The organism is Faecalicatena faecalis, from assembly GCF_012524165.2.
In the GTDB taxonomy this organism is placed as follows: Bacteria; Bacillota; Clostridia; order Lachnospirales; family Lachnospiraceae; genus Faecalicatena_A; species Faecalicatena_A faecalis.
Genome location: NZ_JABACJ020000002.1, coordinates 236,739 through 253,459 on the forward strand (window position 1 = coordinate 236,739; position 16,721 = coordinate 253,459).

Below are 16,721 nucleotides of genomic sequence, written 5' to 3' on the forward strand. Positions count from 1 at the left end.
TCTTGTCTAGAATTTTGTGGAGGATAAAAAGAATAGGGAAATGTTGCCTTGATCATCATTACTACAGCAATACTTTTCAGATTGCAAAGGAGATCCGCTCCCATAACTGTTTCTATTGATCCTGTTCTCAAAAAGGAAAAAGGATTCTCCCAAAAAAGTGCTTGACAAATCCTCTCCCAGATGGTAATTTAAATCACAGATATAGTATGTAACTCATTAGAGGCATTCACTATACATAAAACATTTTGGATGTTTATGTGTGTGGATGCCTTTTTATCTTTTCATACCTTGATCTGATAGCCAGTCTGCTTCCAGATACATAAAACATCCGGTTCAAAATAATAGGATGAGTAAAGGAGAATGGTTATGAAAGACAAGATTTTTGGTGTTTTGCAGCGTGTGGGCAGAAGCTTTATGCTCCCAATCGCAATTCTTCCGGTAGCGGGGCTTCTGCTTGGAATCGGAAGTTCTTTTACCAACGAAACAACGATCGCCATGTATGGACTGGAAGGGATTTTAGGCAGTGGCACGATCCTGCATGGACTGCTGTTGATCATGAACAAGGTCGGCAGCATCGTATTTGACAACCTTCCACTGATTTTTGCAGTGGGTGTAGCAATCGGTATGGCTAAGAAGGAAAAGGAGGTATCCGCATTATCTGCCGTGATTGCATATTTTGTTATGAATACTGCAATCAATGCAATGCTGGTGCTTAATGGGGATATTCTGAAAAGTGGTGAAATCGCTGCGGATGTCCTGGAAGGTACGATTGCTTCCTCCTGCGGGATCCAGACACTGCAGATGGGTGTGTTCGGCGGTATTATCGTGGGGCTGGGTGTTGCAGCACTGCACAACCGCTTCTATAAAATCCAGCTTCCCAATGCACTTTCCTTCTTCGGGGGAACACGGTTCGTGCCGATCATTTCCACACTTGTATACATGTTCGTGGGAATCGCACTTTATTTTGTCTGGCCGACCGTACAAAGCGGCATCTATGCACTGGGCGGGCTCGTGACAGGCAGCGGATACGCAGGAACACTGGTCTTCGGACTGATCAAGAGGGCTTTGATTCCCTTTGGCCTTCACCATGTATTTTACATGCCATTCTGGCAGACAGCCGTTGGCGGAACCATGGAAGTCGCAGGACAGATGGTTCAGGGAGGCCAGAACATTTTCTTTGCACAGCTTGCTGATTCTGCAAATGTGGCACATTTCAGTGCAGATGCAACACGATACTTTTCCGGGGAATTTATCTTCATGATCTTCGGTCTTCCAGGCGCAGCACTTGCTATGTACCGCTGTGCAAAGCCGGAGAAGAAAAAAGCCGCAGGCGGACTGCTTCTTTCTGCAGCACTTGCCTGCATGTTGACTGGAATTACGGAGCCAATTGAGTTTTCCTTCTTATTCGTGGCACCGGCGCTGTTTGCAGTACAGGTAGTCCTTGCCGGTTCTGCCTATATGATTGCCCATATGCTCAATGTGGCGGTGGGACTTACCTTTTCCGGCGGACTTTTAGACTTTTTCCTGTTCGGAATCCTGCAGGGAAATGAGAAGACAAGCTGGATTCGAATCATTCCTGTTGGAATTATTTATTTCTTCCTATATTACTTTATCTTTACGTTCCTGATCAAAAAGTTCAATTTCAAGACACCGGGACGCGAAGACAGTGACACTGAGACCAAACTCTATACAAAGGCTGATGTCAATGCAAGAAAAGAAGGAAATAATACAACCAACGTAAACGACAGCGGCCAAAAGCTTTCCGATGAGGATGCAGTCAGCAGAACCATCACCAGAGGACTTGGCGGAAAATCAAATATCAGTGATGTGGACTGCTGTGCAACAAGACTGCGCTGTACTGTGATAAATGCAGAACTGGTCAATGATGCTCTGCTTAAATCGACAGGTGCTTCCGGAGTCGTGCATAAAGGGAAAGGCGTGCAGGTCATCTACGGCCCTCATGTAACAGTCATTAAATCCAATCTGGAGGACTATCTGGAGAATGCACCTGACGAGATAGACGATGCAGCAGATATTATAAAAGCGACCAATGCATCTGCAGATCATGCCAAAACCACGGATGCCACAGCTAAGGAAACGGCAGATAAAGAGGCTGCCGAAAAAGAAGCAGAGGTCGTAAAGACCATTACGATTTCCAGCCCGGTCAAAGGACTTGCGGCCGACCTGTCTGAGGCTCCGGATCCCGCCTTTGCAGAGAAGATGATGGGAGACGGTGCGGTCGTAACTCCTCTGGATCCAATCGTTAGAGCACCGGAGGACGGAGAAGTATGTTTCGTCTTTGAAACCAAGCATGCAATCGGATTTATGACGGATACCGGGGTCAGCCTTCTGATCCATATCGGAATCGACACAGTAAAATTAGATGGAAAGGGATTTGAGTCATTGGTGGAAAACGGACAAAAGGTAAAGAAAGGTGAGCCGATGTTAAAGCTTGACCTAGATTATCTGAAAGCAAATGCTACGTCCGTTGTTTCTCCGATTCTGTGTACAGAGCTGGAGGACAACCAGAGAATCCGTCTTTTGAAACACGGAACGATTGAGGAAGGGGAGGCGCTTTTTGCCATAGATTTCCTTGCATAACAAAATGGATGGTGAGATATGTATAGAATAAGAAAGATTCTGAACCACAATACAATTATTGTAATCAATATGGACGACAATCTGGAATATCTGCACATGGGAAAGGGAGCGGGTTTCCAGAAGAAGGTCGGGGAACGGATCGGGCAGCGCTCAGAAGATACGGTGTACTCTCTGCAGAAGCTGACTGACCGCGGAGATGCCAGGGAGATCGTCAAATCGGTCTCCCCCCTCTGCCTGGAACTTGCCAATGAAGTGCTAAAGGAAGCCCAGAAAGAATTCGGTGAGGTGGACCGCGCTATTTTATTTCCCATGGCTGACCATATCGAATTCGCCGTCCAGCGGATCAAGAATCATGAGCAGATCTCAAACCCACTGACCGATGACATCCGCGTCCTTTTTTATAAGGAATACAAGGTTGCAGAATGTATCGTGCCGCTTCTCTGGGAGAAGTTAAAGATACGGATTGACGAACATGAAGTGGGGTATATTGCGCTGCATATCCACTCCGCCATTGATCATGAAAAAGTGTCACAGGCCATGATGATCACCCAGGCGGTCCGGGAATGTATCACCATGGTAGAAAAGCAGACGGGAAAGAAAATAGATATCATGTCTCTTTCCTATAACCGGCTGATGAACCATGTGCGTTATATGGTTGCCCGGGCGCTGAAAAAGGAACGGATCAAGCTGAACATGAATGATTATATGGAAATAAAATTTCCGGAATCCTTTCGGACAGCCACTACTGTCTGTGACGAGATCGGGCGCAGCCTGAAATGTACGCTGGATGAGGTGGAAATCGGATATCTTGCTATGCATATCGAACGAGTTGCGGGGGATGAGATGGAGCCCTCTTAAAGCCTTAACTTGCCCACTGTTGTGGCAGAAATTCTCTTTCTAATATTCTCTTTCCCAATATTTGATTTTCTTAGATGAATATGATAAACTATTTTCTGCGGGTGAGCACCTACCGACAGTCAGGCTATTCTGATTGTCGGTTTTTTATATCAACTAGAGGAGTGTGAATGAAAATGTTTCAAATGTATTGGCCTATTTTCCTGATCGTATTGTCTAATATCTTTTATCACATCTGTTCCAAATCAACACCAGCAGGCATCCATCCACTTGCTGCCCTGACCGTGACCTATGCTGTGGGAGCCATCGTTTCCGCAGTGCTGTACTTTGTTTTGAACCATGGCGGTAACCTGATTCAGGAATATCACAAACTGAATTGGAGCAGCTTTGTCCTGGGGCTGGCAGTTGTCGGATTGGAAGCAGGCTCTATCTATATGTATAAAGCAGGCTGGAATATCAGTGTTGGACAGCTTGTCCATAGTTCCCTATTGACCGTATGTCTCATCATCATTGGATACTTTGTATACCATGAAGCCGTTACGATTCAAAAGGTCGTGGGTATTCTAATCTGTATGTTCGGTTTATATTTGATCAATAAATAATCAAAAGTCCTCTCTCCTTATATTTATCGTAAAATATGTTTGTCTTAAAAAATCAAGAGATTCAATTTTTGAAATGATATTCTTATGGTAAATACAAAAAGCAGGAGGATACAAAATGAAAAAAAGAATGGAAGCATATTTACGGGTACTTTGCGAAGAAATCGGTGCTCGTCCAACAGGTTCTGAGGCGAATCGTACAGCAGTGGAATATGTCTGTGAAGAGTTGAAGCGTTCCGGACTCAGAATCTCAAAACAGGAATTCGACTGTATGGACTGGAGCAAAGAAGAGGGCACTCTTACTGTTGAAAAACATAAGATTCCAATTGCTCCGGCACCGTATTCCCTCCCTTGCGATCTGCAAGGTGAATTGATCTGTGTTCATTCATTGGAGGAGCTGCGCACGGCCCCTATTTCTGGAAAAATCGTTGTACTCTGTGATGCTCTGGCATCTGAACCCCTGATGCCGAAAAGCTTTATCTTTTGGAATCCAGATGAGCATAAGGAGATCATTTCGCTACTAGAAAACAGCGGGGTAAAAGCGGTACTCACGGTCAGTCTGTCAAAGGAATGCTTGTTACCGGTCATAGAAGATGGTGATTTTACTGTTCCCTGTGCAATGGTCCTTCCAGAACATGTACCGCTTCTTTGTACCGGCTCCTTAGCGTCTCTTACATTGAATACCGTCCGACGTCCTGCGAAGGCAGCTAACATACTTGCTGCTTATGGCAGTGGAAAACAGAAAATCTGTCTTTCCGCACATATCGATACCCAGCCTGGAACTCCCGGAGCATTGGACAACGCTTCCGGTGTAGCTGTATTGCTTGCAGTAGCGGCAAAGCTGTCCGGCCGGGAGCTTCCTTGTCAAATTGAATTTGTTCTTTTCAATGGGGAAGATTATTACTCTACTCCAGGAGAAATGCTCTACCTGAACACCAGCCTTACCCATCCAGATGAGTATCTTTGTGCCTTTAATATCGACGGAGCAGGGGTCAAAGGAAAGCATACAGCATATTCCTTTTATGAATGTCCACAAAATCTCATGGAGAGCTTGACAGACCTGGCCTTAAAGACCGGTGATTTTGAACAGATCGAGCCGTGGCCTCAAGGAGACCATACGCTCTTTTCCTTTTCCGGTATTCCGGCAATTGCAATTACTTCTGAGGGAATCTTTGAATTGACTGACCATGTCCTGCACACAGAAAGTGACACATTGGAATGGATCGATCGAGAAAAACTAGAAGTTCTGGTGGATTTCCTATTAGATGCGATTTGTAAAATAGCTTGAGAATATCTACTTTAATTAAAATCATATAGGGGTATGGAACATATACCATACCCCCTTCATAATTTCAAAAGGGTCATCCTCATTCGAAAGACCCCTCTGAAATTTCCCTTTTAAATTGTAAGCTTTCCGATTCTGATTCTATCTCCCTGTATACAATCCTCATATGAGTTGAAACAATACTCTTCTCCCCAGCCCGGAGGTCTGGAATATCTGGAATAGCAGGCACAATGCATTCCCGCCGCACAGGCTCCTGCCACATCCTTTTCCCAGTTGTCTCCAATGAACAGGCATTCTTCCGGGGCACATCCAGATTTTTCTATGCAGAGTCGAAAGATACTGGAGTTAGGTTTGTCGCTCCCTGCCTCCTCGCTGGTGATCACACTGTCAAAATAAGGGGCAAGCCCGAGCCTCTCCAGCTTTTTATTCTGGATATAGGAGGTCATATCCGACCCGATTCCCAGGTGGATTCCTTTCTTCTTTAACAAGTCAAGCATCCTCTCCACTCCTGGTTCAGGAACTGCATTCTTCAGAACCGTATCCCAATAGAGTTGATATAGCTTTGTCCCATGCGGATAAATGGGCTTATGCAGGATTTCCAGTGCGTTCTGAAAACGTATCTGCCGGTTATGAGTCGTGGGACTACTTTGTCCCAATCTGGCTCCGATCCTAAGTTGTGCCTGTTTTACTGCATCCTTCCAAGCATCTGATTCAATCTTTAGCTCTTTACATACGTATGTTTCAACCTCACTGGCAGCCAGCCTGTTTGCCTCTGTGAAATGATAGAGGGTATCGTCTATATCAAAAAATACTGCCTGAATCATTGTCCGTAATAAGCATTTTCTCCGTGCTTGCGGTAATAATGTTTATCCATCAGTTCCTGCGGGGCTGGTCCAACTTTTGGATTGATCATCTCACATCTTGCACCCATCTTAGCGACCTCTTCCAGTACAACCGCATTGTGTACGGCTTCGAGTCCGTCTTTTCCCCAGGTGAACGGTCCGTGGTTTTTACAAAGCACGGCCGGCATTGCTTCGTAATCATTGGTCTGAAACGCCTCTGCTATGAGTACTCCTGTATTCACTTCATAGGCCTTAAGCTCCTCTTTCGTCAGGTTCCTCACACATGGCACGGTGCCGTACAGGTAATCTGCATGCGTGGTCCCATAACATGGGATGCCTCTGCCCGCCTGTGCCCAGCTTGTGGCCCATGGGGAATGGGTATGCACGATGCCGCCGATATTTGAAAATGCCTTGTACAATTCTACATGAGTCGGAGTATCTGAAGATGGGTTGTAATGTCCTTCCACTACTTTTCCATCCAAGTCTACGATTACCATGTCCTCTGGTCTTAATTTCTCATAATCCACGCCGCTCGGCTTGATTGCAAAATATCCGGTCTCCCTGTCGATCTCACTTACATTTCCCCAGGTAAATGTGACAAGTCCATATTTAGGAAGAAGCATATTAGCTTCATATACTCTTTTTTTCAGTTCCTCTAACATTGATAAAATCTCCCTCTTTTCTCCAGCCGCTTCACGTCTGTCTGCTATTTGCACATCGTATAGATAGCAACCTCATCGGTCTCCCTGTTCGCGGAAACGAGAATATCTCTGCCATCCTTTGTAAGTTTCAGTACATTAGCCGGACCGCAGTCCTCATCGATGACCTCTGCACGGTATCCTTTTGCTGCTTCATCATAGGTAAACATAATCAGATTGCGCTCTGCCTTCCTATGTCCGACCACAACTGCCTGCTGCCCCCACAGTTCTCCGCCATAGATAGCGTGGGTGAATTCAGCCGGTTTCTCATAATCATAGACCTTCTGATATGCCCCATCCTGTCTTTTATAAATGGAAATCTGGTCGCCATGGAATGGAGATAATACTGCCAGCTCCTTCTCTCCGTCCCCGTCCAGATCTACCAGAACTGCGTCACTCGCCGGCGTATCTAATAAGGTCCGAATATCCCATTCCCCTTCTGCCGTACTTGGGGGCAGGAACTGGAAGACGCCGTTATCGGAGGAGATCACACAAGTATCTGTGCCATTTTCTTTCACTCTATAGTATCCATGATTCTTTAACATGTTGTCCTTTATCACCGTGAGCTTTAATTGGTTATCATCATGAAAGCTGCTCAGATCATCCGGGAGCACTGCCGCATAGACTTTTCCCGGAGAACTCCAGTCATCTTTGAATTCATGTCCTGATTTGAGCGCACAGGCAATCAGATATCTCACACCGTTTCTCTCCACGATATCAAAACGGTGCACATGAGGCAGATCTACCAATGTCCTGACCTCCCAGTTTCCCTTGGAAATCGGAGTCACAATCACGATCTTGGCTTCCTTTGAATCGTTCGGAGAATAGAACTTATGTGTTGCCAAAAATACTCCATTGCTTCCCGGCACCTGTACCATACTCATCACACCGCCCGGCTCGTTCCATACAGTATCCACTTCGTTCCCGTCAAGATCAAAAAGGATGCATCTGTCTACCTTTTCTGCAGCGACCAGGAAGTATTCCTGTCCATTATAGTTCAGTGGTGCTATGGAATAACACTTATTTAAATTTGAAATAACTTTTTTCTCAATATTCACGTTCAATCCAACCCTTCCTTTTACTCATTGTCCTGCCGTTTCAAAATCTCTGTGAACATATCGTGTGCGTTCCTAAGATCATCCTTCCAGGCCGGATTCCCCGTATACCAGAATTCTGTCACAAATTTCCGAACGCCCAGTTTCCAGGCCGCTTCTGCTGCACCTTCAAAATCCACATGTCCAGTTCCAAATGGAATCTCACGGAATTTTCCAGGCACGGTCTCTTTTAAGTGCATTGCCACGATATGCCCTTTCCCCAAGGTCAGATCTTCCAATACATCTGTCTGGTATGTCTTGGCTGCATTCGTGATGTTGCCGATATCAGGATATACATTCAGATAAGGGGAACACACAAGGGTCACATATTTCATGGCCTTTTCCACCGTGTTCATGAACTCATTCTCCATGGTCTCGAACCCAAGAAGGATTCCGTATTTTTCAGCGATCTCCGCCGCTTTCTTAAGATTCTTGAGAAAACGCTTCTTCGTCTCGAAGGTGGACTCTTCATAATATACATCATATCCGGCAAGCTGGATGATCCGAATTCCCAGATCATCCGCCAGACGGATTGCCTTTTCCATGATTTCCATGCCTCTTGCGCAAACTTCTGGATCTCTACTGCCAAGAGGATATTTCCTATGCCCGCTCAAGCACATGGTGCGGATCGGTACGCCCGTCTCTGCCATCAATCGAACCAGTTTTAGACGCTCTTCCTGCGTCATATCCAGTCTTTTTAACTTTTCCTCTGTCTCATCGATGCTGATCTCTACAAAATCGAAGCCTGCCTCTTTCGCACAGAGTAACTTTTCCTTCCATTCCAGCTGGGACGGCATGGATTTTTCATACAGTCCCAGTGTAAATGCTTTTGCCATCTCTTCCACCAGCCTTAATCGATAATTCCGTTCTCTCTCATCTTGTCTTCGATTTCTTTCGCTGACATGATGTTTCTCAGACCAATAACTTTTGTTCCTTTTTTCTCAGCATCCTTGAACATATTTGCAAAATTCTGTGCACAGAATACCACATCATACTGTGCAGCAGCCGTTTTTCCTTCGGAAAGTGCACAATGGTGCACCTTTCCCGGCTTTAAGCCCACTTTATCAAGTACTTTCTGCATCGTCATCTTCATCATCAAACTAGAACCTGCTCCATTTGCACAACATACCATAAAACTTAAATTCTCTTTACTCATTTTTTCTTCTCCTTTTTATAAATTTGTAGTATAAGAACCATCATTCTTTTTTATTATTTATAACACTATGATTTTAATGCTATCAGATTTTTTTATGAATTTCTATTTAAATATTACTTTGCAGCGCTTTTCTGGCGTGCCTTGATTTCTTTATATTCTTCATAATCCTCTGTCATCTTAAAGTATCCTTCTTTATCCAGCCTGTATTGGATCTGCGGGATAACTGCAAGTGCAATAACTACGACTACGATACCTGCGTAGCTTAAGAACTTCATTACTCCTGTCATGACCGGCCATACGACTGCCCAGTCCCACATTCCTATGTATCCACCGTATGCTGCCATTCCGACCCATCCTGCGATCAGTGCGGAACCGAATACCTGGCAGAGTCCAGAGATGAATGGAAGAATCAATGCTGCTTTAATACCGCCCTTTTCATTGGCAAAAATACCAATTGTTGCGTTGTCAAAGAAAACCGGAACGAATCCACAGATGACAAGGACCGGACTCTTTAATACGATCAATGCTACGATCGCGATGATCTGTCCTGCAAATCCTGCCAGGAATCCAAGCGGTACTGCATTTGCGGAACCAAATCCGAAGATAACTGCACAGTCAACTCCTGGGATAGAACCTGGAAGCAGTCTGTCAGCAATTCCCTGGAAGGAAGCTGTCAGCTCTGTAACGAAGGTCCTGACTCCAAGCTGCAGGATTGCAAGATATACTGCAAAATACAGACAGGTCTGGATGACATAGAATACCATGCTGGCTCCTTCTTGAAGGAATCCGTTTTCTGTCAGATAGTCTCTGCCGAGTACGACCAGGATCGTACCAAAGAAAATCAGCATCAGGATTGAAGTACAGACCATATTTTCATTGAAAATGGACATGAAGCCCGGAAGCTCGATGTCATCGATCTTCTTTACTTCTTTTCCGTTTTTCTTCTTACCGAACAGCTTTTCCGCTAACCAGTAGTTCAGTGCGACTCCGAACATCTGCTGATGTGCCAGACAGAAGCCTGCGCCGTCTGTTACCTCCTGACACGGCTTGATGGTCAGGTTGGCGCCGACTGCCCAGTAGAGTCCGAGCACAAGTGCCATAACAATGATCATTTCGATATCGCTCTTTAATAAGAATGGACATGCGAACATGATCAGCCAGTATGCGATGGCGGCCTGCTGTACCTGTACATGGCCTGTTGTGAACAGTGCACGCATCTTGGTATATTTACTAAAACGTACTAACAAAATATTGACGATAAATGCGATCAGAAGAAGAATCATCGCCTGGCCGAAGCCTTTTCCAAAAACCTCTTCCACACCTGCGGTTACCGCATTCTGTCCGAAATAAGGGTCGATGACCATCGCATCCAGATTAAAGCGGTCCTTGAGTCCGCTGAGTACCGGGCGGAAGTTGGTGACCAGCCCGTTCGAACCAACTGCCAGGATGAAGTAACCTACGATTGCTTTGATTGCACCTGCAAGGACATCATACCACGGCTTTCTCAGCAGTACATATCCAATGACAACGATCAGACCAATCATAAATGCCGGCTGCTGCAAAATATTCGTTGCAAAATATTCCCATATTTTCATTAAAATTTCCATAAACTCTCTCCCTTCACTGCTCCCTAATCAACGTACTTCTTCTGGAGTTCTAATAGATCCTCCGCAGTTTTGGCCTTTGCCAGGGCTTCCAGTAATTCCTCATTCATCAGCATTTCTGACAGTCTGGACATGTTATCCAGATGCTGCTCTGGATTACAGGAGGCCAGCGTAAAGAATAGCTGTGCATCCTTTTCCGGGTCTCCCGGCTCAAAACTGACCGGATTTTCAAGCTTCATAAAGCTGATTGCGGTCTTATTGACGCCCTCGGCGCCCTCCTGGGAATGCGGCATTGCCACATTCGGTACGATCACAATGTAAGGTCCGTATTTTTCCACACATTTAATAATATCTTCTTTATAATTTGCTTCCACCGTGCCATCTGCCTCCAGCGGCTCACAGCTCATGCGGATGGCATCCTTCCAGTCCTTTGCCCCGTCCGCAAATTTATAATGTTTACTTTCTACAAATTCTCTCAGCATATTTTGCCTCCTGTTATTTTCATGATACGCCCTGTTTATAGGCAGGAACGGAATGGAATGTTCTGTGGTGCCTCGAAGCAGTCCTCGAATCCTCGTCTGTGGTGGTATGCCTTTTTATCCTTGTCTGTCGGGTATGTATATTTTCCGCCTACTTCCCAGAAGAATGGGTGGAACTGATAGTCCAGACGGTCTTTTTTCATATCATAGAGGACTCTGATTTCATTGACATCAGCCATGAAATTAGTCCATACATCGTAGTGAATCGGAATCACGACCTTGCATCTGAGCGCTTCTGCCATACGCAGGATGTCACAGGATGTCATCTTATCTGCCATTCCCACTGGGTTCTCTCCATAAGAACCGAAAGCAACGTCTACATCATAATCTTTTCCGTGTTTTGCAAAGTAGATAGAGTAGTGGGAATCTCCGCTGTGGTAAATATTTCCGCCCGGTGTCTTGATCAGGTAGTTGACTGCCTTATCATCCATATCTGTCGGGCAGACACCTGTCAACTCTTCTCTATCCGGTCCCTGTGAATCTGTTGTCACGATACAAGTCCTGTCGAAGGAATCCAGTGCAACGATCTCCAGATCCTTGATCTTGATGGTATCGCCAGGTCTTACGGTGATACATCTGTCCGCCGGAACGCCCCATTTCTGCCAAAGCTCAACAGATTTCTTCGGTCCAATGAATGGAACCGGAATTTCCTTTCCATTTTCATCTACAGTGGTCAATCCGCTCTGGATGACATGTGCTGCATATTCTGCACTCATGTGATCCTGATGATAGTGTGTCGCGAGGACTGCATCGACCTGTTTGATTGCGAATGGATCGATCACAAATGGAACGGCTCTTAAGTTCGGCTGCATTGCTCTTGCCCCGCACATGTTCGCCATCTGGTGTCCCACCTTCATCTTCCCGTCACCGTGGGTACGCTTTCCATTACCGCACCATAAGTCGATCGTAATATTGCAGTCTTCTGGTGTTTTGATCCACAGCCCTGTACATCCAAGCCACCACATTGCTACATTTCCCGGTGCGACCTTCTCTGCTTCTATCTCTTCATTCAGCCAGGTTCCCCATTCCGGGAAAGTCCCCATGATCCAGCTTTCTCTTGTGATTTCTTCTACTTTACTCATATCTTGATATCCTCCTGATTTTTACACTTCCTAATGTTTTACTTGAAAATGCTCCCTGCTTTTCGACATCTGCGTCCAGATGATATATGCTTTAAAAACCGGTTTCTTTGTTTGTGAATTCATCATAGCATCTGAGAATGTGAAAGAGAAGTCCAGGAAATGTATTCTGAATGTGCAAAATTTTGTATGGGGATGTGCAAAAGAAAAACGACGGCTTTGCATATTCCTACAAAGCCGCCGCTGTATTTTATGATTTTATGTGTTTCTAATTTATCTATTTTATTCTCCGATCACTTTTCTTAAATACGAAAGGACCTCCTCCTTTGTTTCCAGGGCCGCCACATCATCCACTCTCGACTCTATTTCAAATACAGTCATAATATCCTTTAGGATCTTCAAATGCTTTTCCTGATCCTCCGCCGCCAATGTGATGAGTATCCTGGCCTCATGAAAGTCCGAGAACTTGACAGGCTTTTTGAATATGGTCATGGATACATCCAAATGCTTCACACCGTCCTCCGGCTTCCCATGGGCTAAAAGAAGCCCCTGGGTCACGAACATGTATGGGCCATAATACCGAATCTGGGATATGATATTATCCAGGTAACGCTTCTCTATACTTTCCTCCAAAAGAAGCTTTTCCCCTGCGTATTTCACTGCATCCTGCCAACGGTATTCCTCCCAAGTAATCATGATCCTATCCTTCTCCAGAAAATCGATCAGGCCCAGCGGTCTTTTGAAAAAGGATTTTCCTTCTACCTCTGCCTCCCCCTCAAAGAAGGAAGCCAAATCTTTTTTCAGGTTATCATAATCCTTCTCGTCCACATATTTTTTCACGATATCGAACAAAAGCTCTCCGTCATCCAGCCGCTTTCTCTGCTCGATCAGTCTGTGATTTAGGATGGCCCTGCGGTCGATATCGGTCAGAATCGGATGTACTGTGATACAGGGAACAATACTTTTCACTTTTACGGTAGAAATGACTAAGTCGCAGATTTCCTGCAGATTCATTACATCTACCATTGCCACCACATCTACGATCTTGGCGTAGGGCAAAAGCTGCTGTACCTCCCTGCGCAGCATATTTCCCGCTGAAACTCCATTCATACAGACGATCAGTATCCGAAGCTGGTCCGCCATTGGACGTGAGACCTTTATATGTGCCCCAAAATGAAGTGCCAAATAGGCGATCTCACTATCCGGAATCGGCAGGCCCACTAACTGCTCCAGATATCTGGTCACTACCTTTGTAATATCGAACAGATTCGGATATTCTCTGATGATATCATCGCTGAGCGGATTGCCAATCTGGATTCCATACTGATATCTGTATAGGGAGGTATTAATATGTACGAATAAGGAACGTTCCAGTTCTTCCCTGTCCTCAAAAATCACACAGGCTATTTTTTCGAACTCTGCAACTAAAGCCTTGGTAATCTCATAGACAGACTGGTCTGCATTATTGTCGAACATATCACAGGCCGGAACTGCGACTCTGGAGCCTAGCAGATGCAGGCACAGATAAAGCTGTTCCGACTCCGCCAGATCTGGATAGTACTTTTGAACCAGCCGGAATTCATCTGTATTGATGATCTTCTCCTTCCTCAGGTTCGGGAAATACGGCCGTCTGGCGCCTTTATACATCAGAGGGGTCAGCACTGCCAGAGACTGAAGGACACCGTCTACATACTCTGTATTCAGTTCTCCGGCAATTAGTTCCAGCCGGTGCTCATACTCATCAATGGGCTCCTGGTTCAGGAAATTCAGGACTCCACTGTGGTATAAGGGCAGTAATGTATTAAAATACATAAAGAACAATGCCCGGATACTGATGACATCCCCGGTGATCCGATACCCTCTCTTGGACTCATATTCCAGGGTCAGGTTGTACTCCTGGAGTTGATTCACCACTACCCGCAGGTCATTAAAAATAGTATTCCTGCTGACCTGACAGTACTCCGATAACTGCTCGATGTAGACAGGCCTGCTCAAATGCGAGATCAGAATATAGCAGTAGATGATCTTCACCCGCTCCGTTGGAGAAAATATGTAGCTCTCCTCCCCGGACTCATTCTCTACGATCTTTTCGATCTTCCGTTTGTCTTCCTCCGGGATAAGAATTCCTTTTCCCCGTACGACCTCAATCTCGTCCACTCCATAATAACTGAGGTACTCATTGATTTTACACAGGTCATAATAAATACTCCGCTTGGACACACCTGTTTCCTCGGCAATCTGTTTCAAAGAAATATAATCCTCCCCATTATATAGAAGGGAAAGGATCTTCTGGCATCTTGCATTGATATATACCGTTCCCATGAACTTTAAGCCTCCTTGTTATCATTTAGACGCTTGAATTTTATTCCTATTATAACAAAGAGAAGTTCTGTTTACAATTGTATGTCAAAAAAGATGTCAAAATAAGCTGTAGGAACTCTGAAAGCCTTAGGAACTAAAAAGAGGGGCTTTATGACCTTCCTTTCAAATCCTCTTTTTATTCTTCAATCCTCCCCAACAACTCCAACGGCTCTTTCTTTAGATTTGCCCCCATATAGCAGGAGGAAATCAACACTGCCGCTGCAATCAGGGCGCCCCCGGCTCCTAATGCCACTTCCACACTTGGCTTCGTCCACTTCACGTCCTTTTTTTCCTCCCCGCCGGTCGCCGCATTACTGAATGACAGATCAAATACGAGCTCTGTATCCGCCTTCTTTGCTGCAACCCCAGTGGCTTTCCATCCAGCAATACTTCCCGCGATGCTTCCCAATGCTGCCAATAAAAGGAGTCCTGTCAGAATCGATCCGGCACACTGCTTCTTTGTTCTTCCTAGAATCCGTTCCACAGCGATCCGTTTCTGCTGTCCCGTGATAAATACATTGGAGAAAAACAAAAGAATCATGACCGCCATCACGCATCCGCTGACCAGGAAGATCCAGGACATTAATTTCCGGTTCTCAATCCCATCCTTAAGCTGCGTATATCCTTTATCGTAAAGTGTAATTTTTAAATCTTTGATTCCCTGTTTCTCTAACAATTCCTGATACTTCTGAATCGTACCATTTGGAATCTGGAAAGAAGTATTTGCTCCAGACATCCGCCCAAAACTGCCAATGTTATCTTTCCAGGAATTCTCAGGTACTGCGCCCCAAGGGATTACGACTACCTTCTTCCCCATTCCATAGGAACCTTCTCCTTCATCCACGACCTTATAGATTCCCACAATTTTATATTCCTGCTCATTGAACACAGGATACATCTTCCCTTCTGCATTGAGCAATGAAAAACCCAGTCCATATTGACTGTCCACAGGGGTGCCTTTATAATCCGCTGCATAGAGCGGAAGATTTACCTGATCTCCCACCGATTTTCTGAGCTGTATTGCCAGCATATCAGGAATCAGGCAGACCTTTTCCTTGTTTTTGTATTCCTCTTCTGTAATATCCCGGCCTTCTTTGATCACGACCTCATCTCGATAGAACGGCATCAAAAGCTCTGTGCCCTCTGTCGGCTGTACAAGTACCAGACGGCTCATATGGTCCTGCTGACCTGCTGCCTCAATCCAGCGTTTTCCCTTCTCTGTATCATAGAAGCCCTCTGTCACCTCGTCAGTAAATGCGATATCGCCCACCTCATCATATTCCTTATCCAGTGCATCTGTAATCGGATCATCCACAGGTTCTCCATCTAATGTATATTGGGAGGAAGTAATTCCACTCTGTATATAATATTCATTGATCTGCCCCTCATTATTATCCCCTTCTGTTCCGGGTTCCTGGTAAATATCCCAGCCTGTCAGACGCATAACATAGGTCTTCCCCATTTCAAATGGAAGTGGTTCTTCATCCTGATTTGACCGATCCGTAATATAGATTACTTCCCCTTCCTCCACACTGCCTTCCCAAACCTTGGTAATCTGCATTTTCGTCGGCTGACCCGTTGGAGCCTCCAAAGGAGTAGCCTCCACCTGAATGTCCAATCGGCCTCCCAACCCTTGATACATGTCTTCCACATAAGCCGCAAAATAGGGCCGCTGCCTTGGCTTTATGATATAATTTGCACCTTCAAAATCCAAGACATCCTCTCTGATCCTATCTCCATATTTAAAATCCTTGATATATTCATATTGTTTCGTAAATGGATTCTGCCATTTAATCATCCCGAGGTCCTTTTTCGTCTGCTCCACAGTTCCTATGGTCGTAAAGCTTTTCTCGAACTCTTCCAGAGATGCCTTACTCATGAACAAAAGATTTCCGCCCAATGCCAGAAAAAATGCTGACACCCCGATCAGAAGGAAAAACAGGAAGCTTTTCAAGGGGCTTCTAAACATTTGTTTCATACTATAATAAAATGTCATGTCATACACCAC

General features: G+C 45.2%; 14 protein-coding genes. 4 read left to right on the forward strand and 10 right to left on the reverse strand.

All coding sequences use genetic code 11. The features are described 5' to 3' along the window. The first annotated feature begins 366 nt into the window (after nucleotides 1-366). From HGO97_RS03750 to HGO97_RS03765, 4 genes are all read left to right on the forward strand, one after another. Nucleotides 367-2,601, forward strand: coding sequence for a PTS transporter subunit IIABC (locus HGO97_RS03750; RefSeq protein WP_216239587.1), 2,235 nt, complete (start codon nucleotides 367-369; stop codon nucleotides 2,599-2,601). A gap of 18 nt (nucleotides 2,602-2,619) precedes the next feature. After that, nucleotides 2,620-3,459 carry a PRD domain-containing protein gene (locus HGO97_RS03755; protein WP_216239589.1) on the forward strand — a complete coding sequence of 280 codons (840 nt, stop codon included), beginning with the start codon at nucleotides 2,620-2,622 and terminating at the stop codon, nucleotides 3,457-3,459. 167 nt (nucleotides 3,460-3,626) lie between these two features. Next, entirely contained in the window at nucleotides 3,627-4,058 is a 432-nt protein-coding gene (locus tag HGO97_RS03760; protein ID WP_246597280.1) for an EamA family transporter, read from the forward strand. Nucleotides 4,059-4,173: 115 nt separating this feature from the next. After that, nucleotides 4,174-5,343 (forward strand): M28 family metallopeptidase, encoded by a 1,170-nt coding sequence (locus tag HGO97_RS03765; protein WP_216239591.1) that lies wholly within the window; start codon nucleotides 4,174-4,176, stop codon nucleotides 5,341-5,343. A gap of 110 nt (nucleotides 5,344-5,453) precedes the next feature. On the opposite strand, the gene HGO97_RS03770 is transcribed toward HGO97_RS03765, so the two are convergent. The 10 genes from HGO97_RS03770 to HGO97_RS03815 all read right to left on the reverse strand — a co-directional run bounded on the left by HGO97_RS03770 (nucleotide 5,454) and on the right by HGO97_RS03815 (nucleotide 16,709). Continuing rightward, on the reverse strand, nucleotides 5,454-6,164 hold the full coding sequence (locus HGO97_RS03770) for an HAD family hydrolase (protein ID WP_216239592.1): 711 nt from the start codon (nucleotides 6,162-6,164) through the stop codon (nucleotides 5,454-5,456). Next, nucleotides 6,161-6,844 carry an L-ribulose-5-phosphate 4-epimerase gene (locus HGO97_RS03775; protein WP_216239593.1) on the reverse strand — a complete coding sequence of 228 codons (684 nt, stop codon included), beginning with the start codon at nucleotides 6,842-6,844 and terminating at the stop codon, nucleotides 6,161-6,163. The genes HGO97_RS03770 and HGO97_RS03775 overlap by 4 nt, the downstream gene beginning before the upstream one ends. 44 nt (nucleotides 6,845-6,888) lie before the next feature. Further along, nucleotides 6,889-7,938 (reverse strand): hypothetical protein, encoded by a 1,050-nt coding sequence (locus tag HGO97_RS03780; protein ID WP_216239851.1) that lies wholly within the window; start codon nucleotides 7,936-7,938, stop codon nucleotides 6,889-6,891. A 20-nt stretch (nucleotides 7,939-7,958) separates the two neighbouring features. Next, nucleotides 7,959-8,810, reverse strand: a complete 852-nt coding sequence (locus HGO97_RS03785; protein WP_168866755.1) for an L-ribulose-5-phosphate 3-epimerase — start codon at nucleotides 8,808-8,810, stop codon at nucleotides 7,959-7,961. Nucleotides 8,811-8,824: 14 nt separating this feature from the next. Next, nucleotides 8,825-9,130: a PTS sugar transporter subunit IIB gene (locus HGO97_RS03790; RefSeq protein ID WP_168866756.1), complete on the reverse strand. Its 306-nt coding sequence runs from the start codon at nucleotides 9,128-9,130 to the stop codon at nucleotides 8,825-8,827. 113 nt (nucleotides 9,131-9,243) lie between these two features. Next, complete coding sequence (locus HGO97_RS03795) at nucleotides 9,244-10,737, reverse strand: PTS ascorbate transporter subunit IIC (RefSeq protein ID WP_216239594.1); 1,494 nt, start codon at nucleotides 10,735-10,737, stop codon at nucleotides 9,244-9,246. A gap of 23 nt (nucleotides 10,738-10,760) precedes the next feature. Beyond that, nucleotides 10,761-11,216, reverse strand: coding sequence for a PTS sugar transporter subunit IIA (locus tag HGO97_RS03800; protein WP_216239595.1), 456 nt, complete (start codon nucleotides 11,214-11,216; stop codon nucleotides 10,761-10,763). A gap of 35 nt (nucleotides 11,217-11,251) precedes the next feature. Then, the gene (ulaG, locus tag HGO97_RS03805) at nucleotides 11,252-12,355 is read right to left on the reverse strand and encodes an L-ascorbate 6-phosphate lactonase (RefSeq protein WP_216239602.1); all 1,104 of its coding nucleotides are present in this window, start codon (nucleotides 12,353-12,355) and stop codon (nucleotides 11,252-11,254) included. A gap of 279 nt (nucleotides 12,356-12,634) precedes the next feature. Beyond that, nucleotides 12,635-14,674 carry a BglG family transcription antiterminator gene (locus HGO97_RS03810; protein ID WP_216239604.1) on the reverse strand — a complete coding sequence of 680 codons (2,040 nt, stop codon included), beginning with the start codon at nucleotides 14,672-14,674 and terminating at the stop codon, nucleotides 12,635-12,637. A gap of 175 nt (nucleotides 14,675-14,849) precedes the next feature. Then, nucleotides 14,850-16,709: an FtsX-like permease family protein gene (locus tag HGO97_RS03815; RefSeq protein WP_216239606.1), complete on the reverse strand. Its 1,860-nt coding sequence runs from the start codon at nucleotides 16,707-16,709 to the stop codon at nucleotides 14,850-14,852. Nucleotides 16,710-16,721: the final 12 nt, after the last annotated feature.

What these genes read in the sequence shown, in the direction of transcription:
- HGO97_RS03795 (WP_216239594.1), bottom strand. Translation starts at nt 10,737, where the DNA reads ATGGAAATTTTAATGAAAATATGGGAATATTTTGCAACGAATATTTTG.
- HGO97_RS03760 (WP_246597280.1), top strand. Translation starts at nt 3,627, where the DNA reads ATGAAAATGTTTCAAATGTATTGGCCTATTTTCCTGATCGTATTGTCT.
- HGO97_RS03790 (WP_168866756.1), bottom strand. Translation starts at nt 9,130, where the DNA reads ATGAGTAAAGAGAATTTAAGTTTTATGGTATGTTGTGCAAATGGAGCA.
- HGO97_RS03765 (WP_216239591.1), top strand. Translation starts at nt 4,174, where the DNA reads ATGAAAAAAAGAATGGAAGCATATTTACGGGTACTTTGCGAAGAAATC.
- HGO97_RS03750 (WP_216239587.1), top strand. Translation starts at nt 367, where the DNA reads ATGAAAGACAAGATTTTTGGTGTTTTGCAGCGTGTGGGCAGAAGCTTT.
- HGO97_RS03775 (WP_216239593.1), bottom strand. Translation starts at nt 6,844, where the DNA reads ATGTTAGAGGAACTGAAAAAAAGAGTATATGAAGCTAATATGCTTCTT.
- HGO97_RS03810 (WP_216239604.1), bottom strand. Translation starts at nt 14,674, where the DNA reads ATGGGAACGGTATATATCAATGCAAGATGCCAGAAGATCCTTTCCCTT.
- HGO97_RS03800 (WP_216239595.1), bottom strand. Translation starts at nt 11,216, where the DNA reads ATGCTGAGAGAATTTGTAGAAAGTAAACATTATAAATTTGCGGACGGG.
- HGO97_RS03755 (WP_216239589.1), top strand. Translation starts at nt 2,620, where the DNA reads ATGTATAGAATAAGAAAGATTCTGAACCACAATACAATTATTGTAATC.
- HGO97_RS03815 (WP_216239606.1), bottom strand. Translation starts at nt 16,709, where the DNA reads ATGACATTTTATTATAGTATGAAACAAATGTTTAGAAGCCCCTTGAAA.
- ulaG (WP_216239602.1), bottom strand. Translation starts at nt 12,355, where the DNA reads ATGAGTAAAGTAGAAGAAATCACAAGAGAAAGCTGGATCATGGGGACT.
- HGO97_RS03770 (WP_216239592.1), bottom strand. Translation starts at nt 6,164, where the DNA reads ATGATTCAGGCAGTATTTTTTGATATAGACGATACCCTCTATCATTTC.
- HGO97_RS03785 (WP_168866755.1), bottom strand. Translation starts at nt 8,810, where the DNA reads ATGGCAAAAGCATTTACACTGGGACTGTATGAAAAATCCATGCCGTCC.